The sequence below is a fragment of the Caldanaerobacter subterraneus subsp. tengcongensis MB4 genome (genome assembly GCF_000007085.1).
Lineage (GTDB): Bacteria > Bacillota > Thermoanaerobacteria > Thermoanaerobacterales > Thermoanaerobacteraceae > Thermoanaerobacter > Thermoanaerobacter subterraneus.
In genome coordinates this window covers 1,511,571-1,530,628 of the sequence record NC_003869.1, presented here as the reverse complement: position 1 = coordinate 1,530,628, position 19,058 = coordinate 1,511,571, and the positions used below count along the sequence as shown (strand labels likewise).

The following is a 19,058-nucleotide window of genomic DNA, read 5'->3' as shown; positions in this document are numbered from 1 at the left end:
AAAAAGAGCATAAGTGCCTTTTACTCTCCTATTATTTTTACCAGTACTCTTTTTTTCCTTTTTCCATCAAATTCTCCGTAAAAAATTTGTTCCCAGGGCCCTAAATCTAATTTTCCATCTGTTATTGCCACGACAACTTCTCTTCCCATAATAGTTCTTTTTAGATGGGCATCGGCATTGTCTTCATAGGTGTTGTGATAGTACTGGTCATAAGGCTTTTCGGGGGCTAGTTTTTCTAAAAAATTTTCAAAGTCTTTATGTAATCCTGGTTCGTCGTCATTTATAAAGACACTGGCAGTTATGTGCATGGCATTGCAGAGAAGAAGGCCTTCTTTTATTCCACTTTCTCTTACGCATTCTTCCACGAGAGGAGTAATATTGATAAACTCTCTTCTTTTTTTGGTTTCAAACCAGAGTTCTTTTCTATAGCTTTTCACCTTCCGACTCCCCTTTCAGAAGTTTTGTCTACAGGATATATTTTACCATAGTTTTGTTGCTTTTTTGAAAAAAGGAGTTTTGAAATTGAAGGAGAAATTTTTAAATGATAAAAATGTAGGGGGGAGGAAAAGAAAATGGATTTTAAAATATTAAAAGAAAAACTACCTCAATCGAATTTGACAGTTGTGCTGACAGGAGCAGGGATATCTAAAGAAAGTGGGATACCTACTTTTAGAGGAGAAGATGGGCTATGGAAAAAGTACAATCCAGAAGAACTTGCAACGCCATGGGCTTTTCAAAGAAATCCAGCTCTTGTTTGGGAATGGTATGATTACAGAAGGAGGATAATTTCTAAAGCGAAACCTAATAAATGTCATCTGCTCATTGCAGAGTTTGAGGAAAGGTTTAAAAATGTAAGAGTAATTACGCAAAATGTAGATGGCTTACATGAGGCAGCAGGGTCTACAAATGTGATAGAACTTCATGGGAATATATGGAAAGTAAAATGCACAAAATGTGACTTCAGAGGCATAAATAGAGAAGTGCCTTTAAGCAAAATACCTCCTGAGTGCCCGAAATGCGGATCTATTGTAAGACCAGATGTGGTCTGGTTTGGTGAACCTCTCCCATCTGATAAGCTTACAGAGGCTATGGAGCTGTCACAAAGAGCAGACCTTTTTATTGTGATTGGTACATCTTTAATGGTGCAGCCTGCAGCTTCTCTTCCTTTTCTGGCCCTTGAAAGAGGAGCTTTTGTAGTAGAGGTAAGTCCTGAAGAGACTCCACTTTCAAGGAAAGCACATCTTTTTTTCCAAATGGGAGCGGTTGAATTTGCCATGAAATTTGAAGAGAAGGAGGGATAAAAAATAAAAGGGCACACATTTATGTGCCACTGAACTTCTTGAGGTGATTGATAAGCTTTTTCTTTTCTTTTTCAGGAATTTTGTCCCAATTATTTGATACTATTGCAAACCTCTCATTAAGATAAATAACCTGGGGTGGAAGGAATGATTCCTCTTTATGGCCTGCTACATACGAATGCCTTTTTCCCATAATTTCCACCAGCCACAAGCTCACGCCGTACTTTGATTTTATTAAGTCTGAGAGCCTGGTAAATTCTTCGATCAATAGCTTCTTAGAAGTAGAGGTCTCTTTCTCCATTCTGTATCCTCCTGTAATACTCCATGAGCTTTGAAAATACTTCTGCGGGAACTCTTTCTTTGATTTCTTCAATTTCTTTCTGTATTACTTGTTCACCGGCTATTTTTGTTTCCTCGCTTGCAAAATCGTCCAGCCATTCTCTAAAAGTGAGTACGGCGTTTAGCTTGCAGAAAACAGCTTCTCTTCCTGTTTTTAAAAGGGTCATTATGTGTTTGCCTGTTCTTCCACATCTGTAACCTGCTGTGCAGAAACTTGTTATATACCCCATTTTTGCCAGTTCTCTTATCAATTCGTCCAGGCTTCTGGTATCCCCTAGCAGGAACTGCTGTCTCTCTGCTTCCTGCTCGGTGTACCTGTCAGAGTAGGCGCCTATTCCAATTTTTGTAGAAGCATCCGTTTGAGTGACTATGCCCATGGAGAGAATTTCATCCCTTAAGTGAGCAGGTTCTCTGGCGGTTAGAATCATACCAGTATAAGGTACAGAAAGCCTTATGACAGCTATTAACTTTTTGAAATCTTCATCAGATACTTTGTATTTTGATTCTTGAGCAAAAGGTGTATTAGCAGCAGGTTCTAACCTTGGGAAAGATATGGTATGAGGTCCTATGCCAAAAAATTTCTCTAGATTTCTTGCGTGATATAAAAGACCCATTACTTCAAATCTCCAGTCATAAAGTCCAAAGAGCACTCCCAAAGCTACATCGTCAACTCCTGCTTCCAGTGCTCGGTGGTGACAGTACAATCTCCACTGATAATGGGATTTTATGGTTCCTTCTGGGTGTAGCTTTTTATAGGTCTCATGATGATAGGTTTCTTGGAAAACCTGATAGGTTCCTATTCCTACATCCCGAAGCATTTCTAATTCTTCTATAGACATGGGGGCGGCGTTTACATTTACTCTTCTTATCTGCCCATATCCATTTTTTGTTTTAACTTTGACTTCATATATAGTTCTTATTGTATCTGCAATATATTTAGCATCTGTAGTAGGATGCTCACCATATACTGCAATTAAACGCTTATGGCCTATTTCTCCTGCTAGAACTTCTGCTTCTCTTCTTACTTCTTCTAATGTTAACCTTCTTCTTTTGATGACTGTATTTTCTCTCCTAAATCCGCAGTAGACGCAATTATTTACACACAGGTTGCTGCAATAAAGGGGCGCAAAGGTTACAATTCTGCTGTCATAAACTTTTTTCTTGATTTTTGCTGCTGCATCAAAAATTTCTTGCCATAGTTCAGGATCTTTAACATTGAGAAGAGCAGCCGTTTCATCAGGTTCAAGAGTTTCTATTTCTAGTGACTTTTGAATTATTTCTCTTATCCTCTGCTTATCAGGATTCTGGTTTTTCCTCAGTTTTTCCCATATTTCTTCGTCATCAATGAAGTCTCTTCCGTTTTCAAGATATCTGGTGATTTGTTCCTCTTTGATTACTCCTTCCATCCATTTTTTCTCTTTTTCACTAAGCACAACAGCCATTTTTAAATTTCCTCCTTCCCTTGCCCTCAGAGTACCTCCTTGGGCTCAGCATTTCAATTACATTATACAATAGGATTGTTAAATTTTCAACAAAAATGATGAATATAATTATTGTCCTATGAAATCTTACTAAGTACAAAAAATAGAATTGCTTTTGCTTTTAAGTTAATATATCATAAGAATAGACCCACTCTATAAGTGACCTACTCCCGAGCATTTTTATTTTCCTCCAATCCTCCCAAGGTGAATTTTGCTGGGAGTGGGTCAATTGTACATTATTAACCACATAATAAAAGTACAAAAAATTGCTTATATAGCAATTGGTGGGGGTTGGATAATAATACTAAATGTTGTCTTTTTGAGAAAGAGTGGTGAGAAAGTATAAATGACCATATATGATTTTGAAGACTATATCGATGAAATAATTTTAGATAGAGGTTACGATTACTATGTTGGAGGAAACATAATAGACCTTTATAATTCCGGAAAAAATGAATATATTTTTAAAATTCAAGGTAGTGATGACTATGAGGTTATGGTAAAACTAGATGACAATGGGGAAATTCTCTATTCAGAATGTAATTGCCCCTATGATTATGGTCCTATTTGTAAACATCAGGTAGCAGCTTTTTATAAACTGGTGGAGATTTTTAGCAGTCAAAATGAAGCTTCAAATGTACAGAAAAGAGCTAAAGAACAGCAGGATATAAAAGAAGTATTAGACAATCTTTCAAAAGAAGAGTTAATAGATATTATAATGGATTTAATAGGAGACGATGAAACTTTAAAAAATAGGATCGTCTTAAGATATTCAAAGGTTGACAGTAAACAAGAACTTATAAGGTGCAGAAAACTAATAAATTCTATTGTTAGGAAATATAAGGGCAGAGATGGTTTTATTTCCTATAATGAAACATATGATTTTGTAAGTGAAATGGAAGATTTATTGTGGAAAGCCAGAGATACTGAAGATATATTCTTAGCATTGGATATTGCATTTTTAGTACTTGAAGAAGCGATACAGGCTTTTGAATACGCAGATGATTCGGGTGGAAGTATAGATTTGTTGGTATCAGACGCCATAGAAGTTATAGGAGACATAGTATTCCGGAGCGAAAACTTAGATATAAATTTAAAAAAGGAAATATTTAGTAGGTTATTGACATTAAGTGAAAGTAAAATTTTTGATGGATGGGAAAGTTACAGAATTGATATACTTTGGCTTTGTGCTGACTTTGTTGACATAGAGGAACTGAGAGATAAACTGGTGTCAAAAATAGAATATCTTGTAACTAATTGGTCTACCGAGAATCGCTATGGAAAATATATTACTGAAAAATTACTTCAAATTCTTTATGTGATAAAAGAGAGATATGGGAGTAGAGAAGAAGCAGAACAATTCGTACAAGAACATCTTGAATTTGACTTTTTTAAAGAAGTGTTTATTCAAAAGTGTTTTAGAGAAAAAGAGTATGAGAAAATCATAGAGTTAGCTTTAAAGTGGGAGGAACAAGACAGGCAATATCCTGGTTTAGTATCAAAATGGAAAAAGATGAGATATGAAGCCTATAAAAAGCTTTCATTAAAAGAAGAACAAATGAAATTGGCAAAAGAGCTTTTGTTTGATGGAAATTTTGAATACTATCGAGAACTAAAGGAATTAATTACTGGCGATAGAGCAGAGTTTTACAATAATTTAAAACAAGAATTAAAGAGCTATAAGGGATGGCATGGGAAAGATATTTATCTTAAGGTCATATTAGAAGAAAATGACTTGAATGAGCTTATGGAGTTTGTAAAAGAAAACCCAACAAGAATAGAAGAATATGCAGATAAGCTAAAAGATAAGTTTAAAGATGAAGTTATTGAAGTGTACAAAAAATATATAAAACTTGCTGCAAGCTCTTCATCAAATAGAAAAGACTATCAAAAAGTATGTGGAATACTTAAAAGATATAAAAAAATAGCAGGAGAGCAAAGCCAAAAAGAAATTATAAATGAGCTAATGAGGTTGTATAAAAAAAGACCAGCATTTATTGATGAACTTAGCAAAATTAAGTAAGGCAGGACCAAAGAGACTCTTCATTAAAATAATGGGAAAAATATAAGGGGTATTATTTATGGGGAGAACTAAGCAGAAAGTAAGATATAAACTTAATAGTGGTGGGATTAAGAGCTTAAGTGATGAAGAAATTAAGGTTATACTCCGCGCGGCAGATGAACTGATTGGAACAGGTGGACGCAGTATGCTGGCAAAGATCCTTAAGGGTTCAAAAGATAAAAAAGTTTTAAAGTATGGTTTGAACAAATGTCCTTCTTATGGATATTACTGTGAACTTACGAGGGAGGAAATAACCAAACGGATTGACTGGATGATAAAGTCAGGCTATCTTAAAATTGAGTACAGTGGGAGACTTCCAGTGCTTATCTTTACGGAGAAAGGTTGGGAAATTGAACGTGAAACTTATGCAAATGAATTGTTAAATAAACTCACAGAGATTTTGGAAGATCAAGATTATAGTTTTGTTTATGAATTAAAAGATAGAAACCGAGGGATGATACTTCTTTTAATCGAAAAAATCAAGAATACGAAGAATGCCAGGTTTATACCCCTATTGAAAGAATGGAAGAGAATAGAATATAAAAAGGTTCAAACAGAGCTTCAAAAAGCAATTAATTATTTAATGGAAGTTGGATTTTGAGAAATTTTGTGATATAATTACTTTAACCTATTCTATTCTAAAAATTAAATACTCAAGTGCTAGGGGAGCCAAAAATGGCTGAGAGGGGATTCGTTCCCGACCCTTAGAACCTGACCAGGGTAATGCCTGCGAAGGGAAGCACGTTTTACGAAATTTGTAAAAAGTGCTCACCTTTTCAGGTGGGCATATTTTATTATTAAAAACTTCAAGGAGGTTTTTATCATGACTCAATTAGAATATGCCTTATCAGGCATAATTACAAAAGAGATGAAAATAGTTGCGGACTATGAAGGTGTGTCTGAAGAATTTATCCTAGAAGAAGTCAAAAAAGGTGAAATAGTAATACCAGCAAATGTTAACCACATAAATCTCGTTCCCAAGGGCATAGGAAAAGGATTGTCAACAAAAGTAAATGCTAACATTGGAACTTCCGATGCCTTTCCTGAAATTGGAAAAGAAATTGAAAAGTTGAAAGTAGCTATAGATGCTGGAGCAGATGCAGTAATGGATTTAAGCACTGGTGGCGATGTTAACAAGTCACGACGAGAAATAATCAAAAACTCATCTGTACCTGTTGGTACAGTGCCTATGTATCAAGCAGCAGTAGAATCTATATCAAGATACGGCAGCATTGTAGCAATGCCTGAGGAATTTATTTTTAAAGTGATAGAAGAACAAGCAAAAGATGGAGTTGATTTCATCACTGTCCACTGCGGTCTTACTTTAGAATCCCTTAAAAGACTTAAAGACAACAAACGAATTATGAATGTAGTAAGTAGAGGAGGAGCTTTTACAATAGCCTGGATGATTCATAATGAAAAAGAGAACCCCCTTTATCAATATTTTGATAGGCTTTTAGACATAGCAAAGAAATATGATGTAACGCTGAGTCTTGGGGATGGGCTTCGACCAGGATGTCTTGAAGATGCAACCGATGCAGCTCAAATTCAAGAGCTGATAATTTTAGGCGAACTTGTTAAAAAGGCTAGAGAAGCAGGAGTTCAAGTAATGGTAGAAGGACCTGGTCATGTTCCCATTGATCAAATCGAAGCCAATGTAAAACTACAGAAAAGTCTTTGTCACAATGCTCCTTTTTATGTGCTAGGGCCGGTAGTAACAGATATCGCTCCGGGCTACGATCACATCACTGCTGCAATAGGAGGAGCGATTGCTGCTTTTGCAGGAGCAGATTTTCTGTGTTATGTCACCCCTGCAGAACATCTTGGACTTCCTGACATACAAGATGTCAAAGAAGGTGTCATTGCTGCTAAAATTGCTGCCCATGCTGCAGATATAGCGAAAGGTATAAAAAAGGCCAGAGAAAAAGATTTAGCTATGGCAAAAGCCAGGGCAAATTTAGACTGGAATGAACAAATACAACTATCCATTGACCCTGAAAAAGCCGAAAAATACCGTGTAACTAAGAATAAGCCTAATGTGGAGACCTGCAGTATGTGTGGGAAATTCTGTGCCATGCAAATAGTGAGTGAATATTTAGGAACTCCTACTACAAGTTGCTAAGAGGCTATTTTTTAGTTCAAATTACTCATACAATCATGTTAAAATTAATCGCAGTGAGCAACAAAATGCTCACCTGGGTCGCAGTAACCCCAGTTAACAAAACAAGGGAGGTAATTTTGTGCCCAAAAAAAGAATAAAAGATTTAGCTGAAATTGCTCTTGTTGCAGCAATTTATTTCGCACTCACAATTATATTTTCGTCCATTTCGTTTTTACCCGTTCAATTTCGAATCGGGGAAATTACGAAATCCATTGTAGTATTCAATAAAAAATATGCTATTTCCATGATGATAGGAAATTTTTTTGCAAATTTGTTTAGCCCATTTGCTGGTGCAATGGAATTAATTTTTATGCCTCTTTCGAACTTAATAGGCTGTACAATTGGATACTACATTGGAAGACTTACTCACAAAGCGATAGGAGCTATATTCATAGCCCTTTGGATTGCAGCATCAGTTGCAATTACTTTAAAGGTTTCTGCAGGCATACCATTTATTCCGACTTTCTTAAGCGTGGGAGTAGCGGAAACTGTACTTTTGGTAACTGGATATTTTTTGCTTTTCACAATTGAAAAGAAAGGAGTTGTGAAATTTGACAGATAAATATAAAGAGAGAAGATTTGACATTTACGGTTACGAAAAAATTGACAAAGAAGTTCTAGAATCTATTGAATATGAGTATCCTGAAAAAAATACTATCGTGGAGTATATTACCGATGAATTTTCTTCTGTTTGCCCTTGGACAGGATTACCTGACAATGCAAAACTTACTATAAGGTATATACCCCACAAAAAACTTGTAGAACTTAAATCCTTAAAATATTACCTTACATCTTATAGGAATGTAGGTATATTGCAAGAACATGCAATAAACAGAATTTTAGATGATTTGGTGGAATTCCTGCAGCCAAAATTTATGGAAATAATAGGCGAATTTCAGGAAAGAGGAGGAATAGCTACAAGAATTATAGCAAGGTATGAAAAAGAGGAGTATTAAACTTAAAAGGCTGCCTAAAATTTTGTAGGCAGCTTTTTTATTCATTTTAGTTTTTCTTCAAAATGAGTTTACAGAGAACGATGAGGAAGCACTCAAATACTTGAGAAGCGCTATACGGATTTGTTGATAAGTAGGGTAGTTTAATCCTAGAAATTCGATGAACTTCTCAATGGGATAGCGATAATCTTTCAAAGTGCGAGGTGAAAGCCCATCAGTTTCTTTTACGAGAAGAAATTCTTCAAGGAGCGCTTTCATGTCAATAACTGTCTTTGCAGTTATAGATGAGATGTTTCGGATTTTAGACATAATAAAAGACCCTCCTATACCCCTCCGTGGCACACCACCCTCTTTCTCAGTGCCCACGGATTTTTTGGGATTTTAAGGTAGGGTCATCGCCTGCAAATATTGAATTTACAATAATGGCAGGGGAGACAGGACTTGAACCCGCAGCCCACGGTTTTGGAGACCGTTGCTCTACCAGTTGAGCTACTCCCCTGCGCGATTTTTATTATAGCATATAAAACAAGCCTTAGTCAATAATTTGCGCCCTTTTTTATAAATTTATTTATGAGTTTTGTTTGTGTGGTATAATTGAATAGAGGGTAAAATTAGATTTAAGCCCGCATAACAGGGGGTATACAATTTGAGGGAAAATATTTTTTGGCTTATATTAACTGCAGTAATAGTTTTTGTCATATTTTTTAACTCGAGTACAAGCCCTTTGATTGCTGCTTTTGAAGAAAAAGTCTCTTTAATAGAGCAAAGAATGAGTGATTCAAAACTTGTTGCAAATTTTTTGTCTTATTTAGAATCAAATTTTAAAGATAGGATAGTATGGGATAATGGGCGTCTTATAATTGACTTTAGAGTTAAAAAAGAGGTTGATGAAAAGCCTTCTTTAAAGGATTCTCTTGGCGGAGAGTACGTTAACCCTTTGCCGGAGGTTACTAGTGAAAAAGATATGTACGTTCTCATTAAAAATAGCTTAGAAAATACGGCAAGCGATGTGAGTTTTGTTGTAAGTCCTTCCTTTTGTGGTTCAAATTGTTCTATAGATGATGTACTGGGCAAGACATCTGAAATTGCCAAGTTGATTTTATCACATCATCCTGAACTTGCATATGCTGATAAATGGAGTATTTCAGCTTCAACTTATAAAAGTAGTTCTTATAAAATTACGATTACTTTCAATTATTTCTATCCCCTAGACAAAGTGAAAGAGATGAAAGCAGAGACAGAGGCAAAAGCTAGAGAAATAATTTCAAAGATTACAAGTCTCAAAATGACAGATTTACAAAAAGCGAAAGCGATACACGACTATATTGTCAAACATACAAAATATGACTACAAAAACTATATAAGTGGGACAATTCCATTTGAGTCTTTTACCGCCTATGGAGTATTGATAAAAGGAGCAGGAGTGTGCCAAGGCTATACAGCGGCTTTTAATTTGCTTGGGCAGTTGGCGGGATTAGATAGTATTGGGGTTTCTGGAACTGGAATACGCAATGGGAAAGAAGTTCCCCATGCTTGGAATATGGTAAGAATTGATGGTAAAGTGAGATATATTGATGTCACATGGGATGACCCGGTTCCTGACAGAGGAGATAAAGTGATGTATACCTACTTTAACCTAACAGAAAAGCAAATAGAAAAAGACCATAAATGGAATAAAGAAGACTTTTCTGAAAAATATTTTGATTACAAATAAAGAGTCAGACAATGCTGACCCTTTATTTTAAGCTTAAAACTGTTCCAATAAATATTGGAAGATTTGTGCTGTTGTCAATTATTGCAAATATGAAAGGTCTGTTTAACTTTACTGTCTTAAAGTTTACTGGAATGCCAGCAGCTGTTATATCAACCGATGTTACAGCACCAGCTTTTGTGCCTAGTTCATCTACTGATATAAAAGTTTTATGCAGTACTTCTGAAATATACAAATTGCCAATGTCTGACTTTCCAAGCTTACTAAAATCAGCCTTGTCTGGCAAGAAAGCGTCAGTCATACCAAGGGATTCTAGAGTTTCATTCATTTTAATTGTATATTCGTATTTAAATTTTGGAAGAGAAGCACGCACAAGAGTTATTTTAGCATTTTTTATTAAATCTATGAATTTTTGGCCTGTCAATGTTTTTATATATTCGTTTACAGAAATATTTTCATCAGGGAGAATAGCCACAAAACTGTAATGGTTCTTAGCATAAGGTTTAACAAAGCCGACTGCATTCTCTTCTTCAATGTACAGGTTTTCTTCTGAGTTCATAAATTCAACTTTTTGTCTGTTCCCATACACATCAGTGAATATATCTTCATGTACACTAGCTTTTTCGTACACTGTCTCCCATTCTGCATCAAAAGCTACAGCATTAATCAGATACATGACATCTTCTGGGTCAATTTTGTTCAATATTTTGTCAATCATTCCATTTGTTTTCGATTTTACCCAGTTGTTTATGTCACTTACTGTACTGCTGTCAAAAGCAGCTTTAAAAATATCGGCTTTATAGTAATCTGCAATTATCTGAAGAAAATCTTTAGAGGGCATAAAATCATTTTCTTTGAACCATATTGAATTGGCGATAGTTAATTTTGATTTTTCTTCATTGGGAAGCTTTTTCATATACGTGTACAGGTATTTGTTTAAATCTTCAATGGAAATGTCTTTTCCCAGTGCTTTTTCCATTTGTGCAAGAGTTTCATTATCTGCTCCGTTTGCTGTCATAGCTAATGCCAGCATCGCTGAAAGGGGAGAGATTAGGGAATTTTCCTTGTCATCAATTGAATTTTTGAAAAGTTCAATTGAAAAGTCGGCTGTGTTATAGATAAACTTTTCATCTATGTTTTTTTCACTTACTGGATTTGCTTTTATTCTGTCCATCAAATTTGCAGCTTGAACTTTTGAGGTGGAAAAGGAACACGCTGTTATGTTAATTAAAGCTCCAATAAATATTGTTATGCTGAGTATTGCTGTAAAAAGCTTTTTAAGTTCTGGAATCATCATGCAGATCTCACCCCTTTATCTTTTTTTCTACTAAGTTAGACGAATTTGACAAGTAAATGTTCCATAGGAGAATAAAAATAACCTGCCCGGAAAGACTAAGAATGTTTTCCAGGCAGGAAGGCAGGGAAAGTCTTTATTTTTATTGGTTCTGCCATTTTTATCCCTCAATTTCTTCTGTATTGTCCTTTTCTGAGTAAAAGTCTTGTCCTGCTTCTTTCAAAGCTTCCAATGAAACATTGTTTTTGTTTTTTGAGATAGTACCCCAGCATATCCTAGTTAAAATCCTATAAAACCAGCTTTCAAATACTTGAGGGTTTTTAAGCTGGTAAATTTTCTGGTAACACTGAAGGAACGCTTCTTGCACACATTCTTCCGCTATATGTTTTTCGCCTGTGATAAGATATGCGGTTTTCAATGCTTTTGGGCCCTCAAATTTTATGAGATATTCAAAAGCTTCAAAATCGCCTTTTTGTACTTTTTTAATAACATCTGGTATATCCAATGTGTTGTCACCTCTTCTTTGGGAGCTCCCTCTACTATATAAGAGGGGAAAATTGATAAAAAGTTCCCTTATAGTACAAGAAAAGCCATTATATAATTGAGTCACTAGAAAAGGGAAAACAGGCGGTGATATAATAGAACAATCGCCTTTTTCCCTTTGTAGCAGGACTTTTGATTTTTGTTATATTAACTTTCGCAGGTATGCGATGGTTTAAGGAAAAGGATGTACTCGATTGAGTTAATAAGGAGTTGTAACTATACCTAAAACTGCTCCCCTTATAATTGAATTAGAGGACAACTTTTGTAAGGATTCAGGATGTCCCACCACTACAACTCCGTAGTATTTTATGCCCTTTTCCTTTAAAAAACTTACTGTTCTTTTTAGATTTGTCGAAGAATAACTTTGCAAATTACTGAGTTGTTCCAGCTGTTTTAAAAATTCTTTTTCGCCATCACGGCTGTCAATATAGGGGTTTCCCACCAATCTTTCTGCAAGATAGTTTTTTTCTTTATAGTCGTTTTCTTCAAAAACCAAAACAGCACCCCACATTAGCTTTAAATCCTCAGGTATAATAGTTTTAATTTCGCTGAGGGTTAAAGGCCTGTCAAAAGATAAAGCCATTTCAACGAGATTATCGTTAGGTATATTTTTTAGTACATCAAACTCTCTTATAACTTTATCGTATTTTACTGCGGGATTGTAAAATTTTAATTTTGGCACGGCATAAGGAGCAAGGTACTCTTTTGTACCTTCTGGTATGGCTAAAGATTTGTCTCCTTTAAATTGCTCTCCTCCCCAGATATCAAAATCAACTGTGACTATTCCGGCAGGATAAGGCTTATTTCCTATTAACCTTAAAAGATAATATTCTTTTTGCCGCCCGAATAGCCTGACATTATAACTTTCTCCTGAAATTGCGAAGGTATTAGGTTCTGTAAATTTAACAATATCCGGATAAAAGCTATTTATGCGGTTTTCTTGATTCTGCAGCATCATTTCAGAAATTATGATGGTTAATACAAAAACACCTATGGCGATAATTAAAGAAATTATTATTATGCGAAGTATGCTTTTAAAACGAGCTTTGCGCAAAAAAGCTTTTTCGTCAAAAGGTATATCGCCTATTGGCTTATTTAAACCTGATCCCATTTAACTTTTCTCCTCCTCTTTTAAATATTCTTTTAATTTTTTTCTTAGTCTCCATACCATTGTCTTTACTGTATTGGAATTGGTTTTTAAGTAAGAGGAAATTTCTTCATTTGACATTTCTAATATGAATTTAAGGTAAAAGAGCTTTTGCTCATTGAGAGTAAGCCTATTAACTGCTTTTTTTATTACTTCTTTATTTTCAATCTGTTGAAACTCTGAAAAGGTACTTTGAGGAAAGACATTTATAATAGAAACTGCCACATCTTTTTTGGTTTTGCGCAGATAATCAGTGTATTTGTTTCGCGCCGCAGTCAAAACATAAGCTTTTAATTTTCCCTCTTGAATGCCGTCTAAATTCAAGTATGTGGAAAGCAGAGCTTCTTGGGCTATGTCTTCAGCGTCAGCCTGTGGTACACCCAATTTAAGTAAATAATAGAATGCAGCTTTGTACAAATCCTGCCACATTAACTCCTCCTCCTTATAGCTTTTCATTAATAAAGACGTTTGAGGGATGAAAAAGTAAACAAATTAACAATATGCAAAAATTCGTTGTTATTTCGATTATAACTCAAAAGAGTTTGTTCTAAATCTTTTTTCAAAAAGGCAGGAAGGATTTCATACTTTTATGGAGAATATAAATCTATTATCGGCATTTTTTAAAAACTGGCATACCATTTTTAGGTTAGTTTTGTAATTCTGGATTAAAAAAGGAGAGTGTATAAGTATGAAAGAATGCCAGAAACTTATAACAGAGAGAAGGTCTATCACATTTTTTGACACGACAAAAGAAATATCCGATGACCTTATAAAAGAAGTCCTTGAGGTAGCTGCTACAGCGCCTTCAGCTAATAATCTTCAGCCTTGGGAGGTAAAAGTTATAAAGGACAAAGAAAAAAAGAAAATTCTCAAAGAAATCTGTTTTAACCAACAAAAAGTGGAAGATGCATCGGCTGTAATTGTCTTAATAGCAAATCCAAAAGCAGCTTTTGAACATATAGACAGAGTTTTAGACAGTTCTGTAGAACTGGGGTATATGCCAAAAGAAAGGAGAGAATCAGCAAAAGAAAGGGTCCTTGAAGTGTGGAAAGACATGGAGCAAGCTAAAAGAAAGTCCATAAGAGATACTGCACTTTTTGCAATGAATATAATGATAGTTGCAAGAGTTTATGACCTTGAAACCCATCCCATGGATGGTTTTAATGAAGAGAAAATGAAGGAGTTTTTAGGGATAGATGTAGAAAAAATAGTTCCCATGATAATAACGATAGGTTACAAGGACCCAAGTAAAGATTTACTGCCAAGAGCCTATAGATTTAAATTTGATGAATTTGGAGAGATAATCTAATGAGTAATTACGTAATAATTTTAGTGGCTTCTATTTTAGCAGGAGCTACTAATGCAATAGCAGGAGGGGGTACTTTAATAACCTTTCCTGCTCTTGTATGGGTTGGAATAAATCCTCTATCTGCCAATATAACAAATACTGTTGCTCTTTGGACTGGTTCTGTCACAGGTGCATGGGCATTTAAAGAAAGACTGTATCAGACGAAAGAGCTTTTAAGGTTTCTGACATTGCCTTCTTTACTTGGGGGTATCTTAGGAGCTTATCTTCTTATGATAACTTCTCACAAAGTCTTTGATTTTATTATGCCTTTTTTAGTTATGTTCGCTACTGTGGTTTTAGCATTAAATGAAAGAATAAACAAATTTAATCTGATTGATGATAGAAATAACAAAAATAAATCATTAGTAGCCGTTTTTATACTACAGTTTCTTACTTCTTTATATGGTGGATATTTTGCAGCAGGTATAGGCATTTTAATGCTGGCAACTTTAGGAACTGCAGGTATTACCGATATCCATACTGCGAATGGCATAAAAAATATATTATCTCTTTTTATAAATATAACTTCAGGTTTGGTCTTGATTTTCAGCGGTAAAGTGGTATGGGTATACGCATTTATTTTAATGTTAGGTTTTGCTTTGGGAGGTTATTTAGGGGCAGTGATATCACAAAGGTTTGATGGAAGAAAAGTAAAAAATTTTGTAGTCTTATGGGGATTTATTTTAGCAGTAATGTTTTGGGTAAGAGGAGTTTAATTTTGGAGGTGTAGATGTGAAAAGAGCCTTATTTTTAATACCTGTAGTTTTATTCATATTTTTTATGCCTTTTTCAGTAGCTTATGCTAAAGACTACAGTTTAAAAGATAAAAAAGTTTTTCCCAGAATGTCATGCCATCTTCTTCATCGGGTTCATCTCATGGCGGTGGAGGAGGTTTTGGAGGAGGCGGAGGAGGTGCAAGATAAAAAAATCCCTTTGGAAAGGCCCAAAGGGATTTTTTTCAATGCTTTTCTATATAAGTCCATTTCCAGTCATTGTCTACTCCTACAGCGTGCCTTACTACGCCTTTCACATATTTTTGCTGTACATAAGCTGTTGCTGAGAAGAAAAGAGGTGATATAGGCATATCTTCCATTAGTATTTGTTCTGCTTTTTTCATGTTGTCCATGCGCAGATTGTTGTCATTGCTCTTTTTGGCTTCCAGTATTAACTTGTCGTATTCGGGATTTGAGTAAAATACTCTGTTAGGTTCCCCGCTGATTTCACTTAACCATAGGTCCATGAAGGTCATTGGGTCGTTGTAGTCTGCTCCCCATCGCGTGAGGACTACGTCAAAGTCTCCTTGTTTGTACATTTGAAGCCTGATTTTGAAAGGCACATTTTGTATTTCAACATTGACACCCAAGTTCTTTTTCCAGAATTCCTGTATTGCCTGGGATTCTCTTTTAGCTACTTCTGTATCATCTGCCAGTAAGGTTATTTTAGGCAAAGAAGTTATGCCTAATTCGTTCATTCCCTTTTGAAGGAGTTCTTTAGCTTTTACAGGGTCTTCTGTGAACAAATTGCCCACTTCTTTTCTAAATTCCTCATTTTTGCCCGGTATTCCGTAGGGCACAAATCCATAAGCAGGAATTGACCCGTCTTTTAATACATTTTCTGTAAGCTGTTTTCTGTCAATTGAAAGGCCGAATGCTTTTCTTATATTGGCATTTTTGAAAACAGGATTTTTTGTATTGAAGGCTAAAAAATAAGTAAAACCATTGGGATATATTTGTAATTCAGCATTGGGATTGTTTTTGTATCTTTCTACAAAATCTCCGGTTACAGTGATTATATCATATTGGCCATTATCAAAATTTTGGACTACAGTGTTCATGTCTTTTATCATGTCCATATGAATTTCATCTAATTTTACATTGTCCTTATCCCAGTATTTATCATTTTTCACAAGAATTATATTCTGTTCGTGGTTCCACTCTTTTATGATGAAGGGACCGCTGTAAACCAAAGTATCAGGAGTTGTGGCTATTTTATCGCCAACCTTTTCTACAAAAGATTTTTCCAAGGGAAGGTATGTTATGAAGGCTGTCAAACTTAAGAAATAAGGGGTTGGCTCTTCAAGCTGTACTTCTAAAGTTTTTTCATCCAAAGCCTTTATTCCTACCTCATCAGCTGATACTTCGCCAGCATTAAATTTTTCAGCATTTTTTATTGGAAACATTATATAGGCATAATCTGAAGCAGTTTTTGGGTCTAACGCTCTTTTCCATGAGTATTCAAAGTCGTAAGCGGTTATAGGATTGCCATCGCTCCAGTATATATTATCTTTTAGATAAAAAGTATAGGTGAGCCCATCTTCAGAAATTTTCCAATCTTTTGCAAGACCTGAACCCTTCTGAGGTTTTTCATCTGGCCCAAGCCTTACAAGGCCTTCCAGCACGGCATTTAAAACTTGAAAAGAGACTCCGTCAGTAGAAGTTTGAGGGTCTAACCGAGGAGGTTCCTCTCCTAAGTTTATTCTTAGAATTTGCTTTTCCGTTTCAGGAGAGGAAGCAGTTTTGGTTGGTTGACTGCTGCACCCCCCTAATACGGTAGAGATGATAAAAAGTAATGATACAAAAGCTTGCAAGAACCTTGATTTTCATAAGATTTTATCCTCCTTTTGTTTTTAATACTAATTTTACTCTCTTTTTCATAACTGTACAACAGAAGTTTTTTGCTTACTTAAAAAATTTATGGAATTACAAAATTAGAGTACTAAAGCGTAATTTTACCTACAAAAATAGAGGATTTTCTGAGAAAATGTAGAAATATATATGTCAGGAGGGGATTTGAATGAGCAAAATTAAATGGGACGAGAGTACTTTTACGAAATTTGCCTATCTAAAAGACCCGAGAATTTCAAGGGATGGATTAAAAATAGCTTATGTCCTCACAAAGGCAGATTTGAAGAATAATGAATACAAACATACCATTGTTGTAGAAGAAAAGGGAAGCAGGAGTTTTATTGAAAATGCCACGATGCCGCGCTTTTCTCCTACGGGGAGGAAAATGATTTTTGTAAGAAAGCATAGGGATAAGGATGTTAACGAGATATTTTTATGCGATTTAAATTCCATGAGTGAAAGGAAGATTTTGGAATTAAAGGACATTTTGGATATAACGTGGAATAAAGATGACAGAAGAATTTTGATAACAGGGATTAAAAAAATGGAAGATGAAGACCTCATATTTGAAGATGAGGTTCCTGTCTGGTTTGATGATAAAGGATTTTTTAGCAAAGAGAAAACAATTTTTTTGGTAGTAGATGTGGAAGGTGGAGTAATTCTTGATGAGTTTTCTGCAGAAAAATTTTCTACTGCTATCTGGCATGGAGATAGAGTAATCTATAATGTTCCTAAAAAGGTGGACAATGTTCCCCAGTTTTTTGGACTTTTTGACATATACGTTTACGAGAAGGGAAAAAGAGAGAAACTGTTTGAGGATGTTTCGTATACTGCTGTAGATTCTAACGGAGAAGTGGTGCTACTTTACGGTAAACCCAGGAAAGAAAAAGACAGCGAACATGATTTTCACTATCTGTGGGACGGGAGAAAGGTTATCCCTTTGACAGAACATCTTGTGTACAATAACGGACAGGGGAAGTTAGATGAAAAGGGAAATGTATACTTTACTATGGCAAAAGAAGGGAGAATAAGTCTTTATAAGCTGAGGAGAAGAGAATTGGCTTCTATTTCAGAAGATAACTCATGGGTAGGAGAATTTGACGTTAGCGGAGACGGGAAAGTGGTTTTCACTAAAGAGACTGATATTATGCCAAAGGAACTCTATGTATGGGATGAAAGGCTTGAGCAGTTGACAGATTACAATAAGCTAGTAGTTGATGAGCTTGATGTGAAGCCATATAACAATTTTAAATACAAAAGTCTTGATTTAGAATTGGATGGATGGTACATTAAACCTGAAATAGAAGAAGGGCAAAAGGCTCCGGTTTTGGTTTTTGTTCATGGCGGTCCAAAGGGGATGTACGGGTATTACTTTAAATACGAATTTCAACTTATGGCGAATAGAGGATATTATGTGGTATTTGTAAATCCTAGAGGGAGTAATGGCTACAGCGAAGATTTCGCATTGAGAGTGCTCGAAAGAACAGGGCTAGAAGATTTTCAAGACATATTAAATGGGGTAGAAAAATTCTTTGAATTAGAACCAAACGCTGATAGAGAAAGAGTTGGAATTACGGGTATAAGCTATGGTGGGTTTATGACTAATTGGGCTTTGACTCAGAGCAAGCTTTTTAAAGCTGGCATAAGTGAAAATGGCATAAGTTACTGGCTTACGAGTTACGCTTTTTCTGACATAGGATTATGGTTTGACAGAGAAGTCATTGGGGATAATCCACTTGAAAATGAAAATTATAGGAAATTAAGCCCCATTTTTTACGCCAAAAATGTCGAAGCCCCACTTCTTTTGATTCATAGTTTAGAAGACTACAGATGTCCCCTTGACCAGAGCGTAATGTTTTATCACGTGCTCAAAAGCCTTGGCAAAGAAGCCTATATAGCTATCTTCAAAAAAGGAGCTCACGGGCACAGCCTTGATGGAACTCCTCGTCACAGGGCAAAAAGGTATAAACTATTTATGGAATTTTTTGAAAGAAAACTCAAGAGATATGAAGAAGGTTTCGATGTGGAGGGGATTTTGAAAAGGGAAGAGTGGGATAAACAGGAGTAGTAGCTTATTTCTTGGTTATCTCAATTCTG

At 35.4% G+C, this 19,058-nt stretch carries 19 protein-coding genes, 1 tRNA gene and 1 riboswitch; of the genes, 10 read left to right on the top strand and 10 right to left on the bottom strand.

Annotated features, from left to right (window positions below; translation table 11 throughout):
- Positions 1–20 precede the first annotated feature (20 nt).
- Positions 21–437 carry a secondary thiamine-phosphate synthase enzyme YjbQ gene (locus tag TTE_RS07485; protein ID WP_011025808.1) on the bottom strand — a complete coding sequence of 139 codons (417 nt, stop codon included), beginning with the start codon at positions 435–437 and terminating at the stop codon, positions 21–23.
- A 135-nt stretch (positions 438–572) separates the two neighbouring features.
- On the opposite strand from TTE_RS07485, the gene TTE_RS07480 reads away from it, so the two are divergent.
- Entirely contained in the window at positions 573–1,301 is a 729-nt protein-coding gene (locus TTE_RS07480) for an SIR2 family NAD-dependent protein deacylase (RefSeq protein WP_009610098.1), read from the top strand.
- A 19-nt stretch (positions 1,302–1,320) separates the two neighbouring features.
- Here the strand turns inward: TTE_RS07480 and TTE_RS07475 are convergent, their stop codons facing one another.
- Both TTE_RS07475 and hydG read right to left on the bottom strand, forming a co-directional pair.
- Positions 1,321–1,599, bottom strand: coding sequence for a hypothetical protein (locus tag TTE_RS07475; protein WP_011025807.1), 279 nt, complete (start codon positions 1,597–1,599; stop codon positions 1,321–1,323).
- A complete protein-coding gene (gene hydG / locus TTE_RS07470) occupies positions 1,574–3,079 on the bottom strand; it encodes a [FeFe] hydrogenase H-cluster radical SAM maturase HydG (RefSeq protein ID WP_009610104.1) in 1,506 nt (501 codons plus the stop codon). Before hydG ends, TTE_RS07475 begins: the two co-directional genes overlap by 26 nt.
- Positions 3,080–3,464: 385 nt before the next feature.
- Here hydG and TTE_RS07465 point away from each other — a divergent pair, with 385 nt between their 5' ends.
- The 5 genes from TTE_RS07465 to queF all read left to right on the top strand — a co-directional run bounded on the left by TTE_RS07465 (position 3,465) and on the right by queF (position 8,297).
- Positions 3,465–5,141 carry an SWIM zinc finger family protein gene (locus tag TTE_RS07465; RefSeq protein WP_011025806.1) on the top strand — a complete coding sequence of 559 codons (1,677 nt, stop codon included), beginning with the start codon at positions 3,465–3,467 and terminating at the stop codon, positions 5,139–5,141.
- A gap of 58 nt (positions 5,142–5,199) precedes the next feature.
- Complete coding sequence (locus TTE_RS07460) at positions 5,200–5,781, top strand: RQC domain-containing protein (protein WP_011025805.1); 582 nt, start codon at positions 5,200–5,202, stop codon at positions 5,779–5,781.
- Positions 5,782–5,832: 51 nt separating this feature from the next.
- A riboswitch (TPP riboswitch) is annotated at positions 5,833–5,935 on the top strand.
- A gap of 68 nt (positions 5,936–6,003) precedes the next feature.
- Complete coding sequence (thiC, locus tag TTE_RS07455; RefSeq protein ID WP_011025804.1) at positions 6,004–7,302, top strand: phosphomethylpyrimidine synthase ThiC; 1,299 nt, start codon at positions 6,004–6,006, stop codon at positions 7,300–7,302.
- A gap of 118 nt (positions 7,303–7,420) precedes the next feature.
- Positions 7,421–7,903: a QueT transporter family protein gene (locus TTE_RS07450; RefSeq protein WP_011025803.1), complete on the top strand. Its 483-nt coding sequence runs from the start codon at positions 7,421–7,423 to the stop codon at positions 7,901–7,903.
- Positions 7,893–8,297 carry a preQ(1) synthase gene (gene queF, locus TTE_RS07445; RefSeq protein WP_011025802.1) on the top strand — a complete coding sequence of 135 codons (405 nt, stop codon included), beginning with the start codon at positions 7,893–7,895 and terminating at the stop codon, positions 8,295–8,297. The genes TTE_RS07450 and queF overlap by 11 nt, the downstream gene beginning before the upstream one ends.
- 57 nt (positions 8,298–8,354) lie before the next feature.
- On the opposite strand, the gene TTE_RS07440 is transcribed toward queF, so the two are convergent.
- Positions 8,355–8,603 (bottom strand): hypothetical protein, encoded by a 249-nt coding sequence (locus TTE_RS07440; RefSeq protein WP_041587167.1) that lies wholly within the window; start codon positions 8,601–8,603, stop codon positions 8,355–8,357.
- Positions 8,604–8,717: 114 nt separating this feature from the next.
- Positions 8,718–8,793, bottom strand: a tRNA-Trp gene (locus TTE_RS07435).
- Positions 8,794–8,940: 147 nt separating this feature from the next.
- Between TTE_RS07435 and TTE_RS07430 the strand changes: the two genes are divergently transcribed.
- The gene (locus tag TTE_RS07430) at positions 8,941–10,008 is read left to right on the top strand and encodes a transglutaminase domain-containing protein (RefSeq protein ID WP_011025801.1); all 1,068 of its coding nucleotides are present in this window, start codon (positions 8,941–8,943) and stop codon (positions 10,006–10,008) included.
- Between the two features lie 22 nt (positions 10,009–10,030).
- Here the strand turns inward: TTE_RS07430 and TTE_RS07425 are convergent, their stop codons facing one another.
- From TTE_RS07425 to TTE_RS07410, 4 genes are all read right to left on the bottom strand, one after another.
- A complete protein-coding gene (locus tag TTE_RS07425) occupies positions 10,031–11,302 on the bottom strand; it encodes a serpin family protein (protein WP_011025800.1) in 1,272 nt (423 codons plus the stop codon).
- A gap of 157 nt (positions 11,303–11,459) precedes the next feature.
- Positions 11,460–11,804 carry an RNA polymerase sigma factor gene (locus TTE_RS07420; protein ID WP_050724077.1) on the bottom strand — a complete coding sequence of 115 codons (345 nt, stop codon included), beginning with the start codon at positions 11,802–11,804 and terminating at the stop codon, positions 11,460–11,462.
- Between the two features lie 237 nt (positions 11,805–12,041).
- Positions 12,042–12,953 carry a sigma factor regulator N-terminal domain-containing protein gene (locus tag TTE_RS07415; RefSeq protein ID WP_011025798.1) on the bottom strand — a complete coding sequence of 304 codons (912 nt, stop codon included), beginning with the start codon at positions 12,951–12,953 and terminating at the stop codon, positions 12,042–12,044.
- The gene (locus TTE_RS07410; RefSeq protein ID WP_004401162.1) at positions 12,954–13,418 is read right to left on the bottom strand and encodes an RNA polymerase sigma factor; all 465 of its coding nucleotides are present in this window, start codon (positions 13,416–13,418) and stop codon (positions 12,954–12,956) included.
- A gap of 259 nt (positions 13,419–13,677) precedes the next feature.
- Here TTE_RS07410 and TTE_RS07405 point away from each other — a divergent pair, with 259 nt between their 5' ends.
- Both TTE_RS07405 and TTE_RS07400 read left to right on the top strand, forming a co-directional pair.
- On the top strand, positions 13,678–14,298 hold the full coding sequence (locus tag TTE_RS07405; protein WP_011025797.1) for a nitroreductase family protein: 621 nt from the start codon (positions 13,678–13,680) through the stop codon (positions 14,296–14,298).
- Positions 14,298–15,053: a sulfite exporter TauE/SafE family protein gene (locus tag TTE_RS07400; RefSeq protein ID WP_011025796.1), complete on the top strand. Its 756-nt coding sequence runs from the start codon at positions 14,298–14,300 to the stop codon at positions 15,051–15,053. Before TTE_RS07405 ends, TTE_RS07400 begins: the two co-directional genes overlap by 1 nt.
- Positions 15,054–15,295: 242 nt before the next feature.
- On the opposite strand, the gene TTE_RS07395 is transcribed toward TTE_RS07400, so the two are convergent.
- Positions 15,296–16,924 carry a peptide ABC transporter substrate-binding protein gene (locus tag TTE_RS07395; RefSeq protein ID WP_011025795.1) on the bottom strand — a complete coding sequence of 543 codons (1,629 nt, stop codon included), beginning with the start codon at positions 16,922–16,924 and terminating at the stop codon, positions 15,296–15,298.
- A 206-nt stretch (positions 16,925–17,130) separates the two neighbouring features.
- Here TTE_RS07395 and TTE_RS07390 point away from each other — a divergent pair, with 206 nt between their 5' ends.
- Entirely contained in the window at positions 17,131–19,029 is a 1,899-nt protein-coding gene (locus TTE_RS07390; RefSeq protein WP_011025793.1) for an alpha/beta hydrolase family protein, read from the top strand.
- The last annotated feature ends 29 nt before the right edge of the window (positions 19,030–19,058 follow it).

Bases quoted from the DNA above. Each gene is read 5' to 3' on its own strand.
- TTE_RS07480 (WP_009610098.1), top strand. From the start codon at position 573: ATGGATTTTAAAATATTAAAAGAAAAACTACCTCAATCGAATTTGACA.
- TTE_RS07475 (WP_011025807.1), bottom strand. From the start codon at position 1,599: ATGGAGAAAGAGACCTCTACTTCTAAGAAGCTATTGATCGAAGAATTT.
- hydG (WP_009610104.1), bottom strand. From the start codon at position 3,079: ATGGCTGTTGTGCTTAGTGAAAAAGAGAAAAAATGGATGGAAGGAGTA.
- TTE_RS07465 (WP_011025806.1), top strand. From the start codon at position 3,465: ATGACCATATATGATTTTGAAGACTATATCGATGAAATAATTTTAGAT.
- TTE_RS07460 (WP_011025805.1), top strand. From the start codon at position 5,200: ATGGGGAGAACTAAGCAGAAAGTAAGATATAAACTTAATAGTGGTGGG.
- thiC (WP_011025804.1), top strand. From the start codon at position 6,004: ATGACTCAATTAGAATATGCCTTATCAGGCATAATTACAAAAGAGATG.
- TTE_RS07440 (WP_041587167.1), bottom strand. From the start codon at position 8,603: ATGTCTAAAATCCGAAACATCTCATCTATAACTGCAAAGACAGTTATT.
- TTE_RS07425 (WP_011025800.1), bottom strand. From the start codon at position 11,302: ATGATGATTCCAGAACTTAAAAAGCTTTTTACAGCAATACTCAGCATA.
- TTE_RS07415 (WP_011025798.1), bottom strand. From the start codon at position 12,953: ATGGGATCAGGTTTAAATAAGCCAATAGGCGATATACCTTTTGACGAA.
- TTE_RS07410 (WP_004401162.1), bottom strand. From the start codon at position 13,418: ATGTGGCAGGATTTGTACAAAGCTGCATTCTATTATTTACTTAAATTG.
- TTE_RS07405 (WP_011025797.1), top strand. From the start codon at position 13,678: ATGAAAGAATGCCAGAAACTTATAACAGAGAGAAGGTCTATCACATTT.
- TTE_RS07400 (WP_011025796.1), top strand. From the start codon at position 14,298: ATGAGTAATTACGTAATAATTTTAGTGGCTTCTATTTTAGCAGGAGCT.
- TTE_RS07390 (WP_011025793.1), top strand. From the start codon at position 17,131: ATGAGCAAAATTAAATGGGACGAGAGTACTTTTACGAAATTTGCCTAT.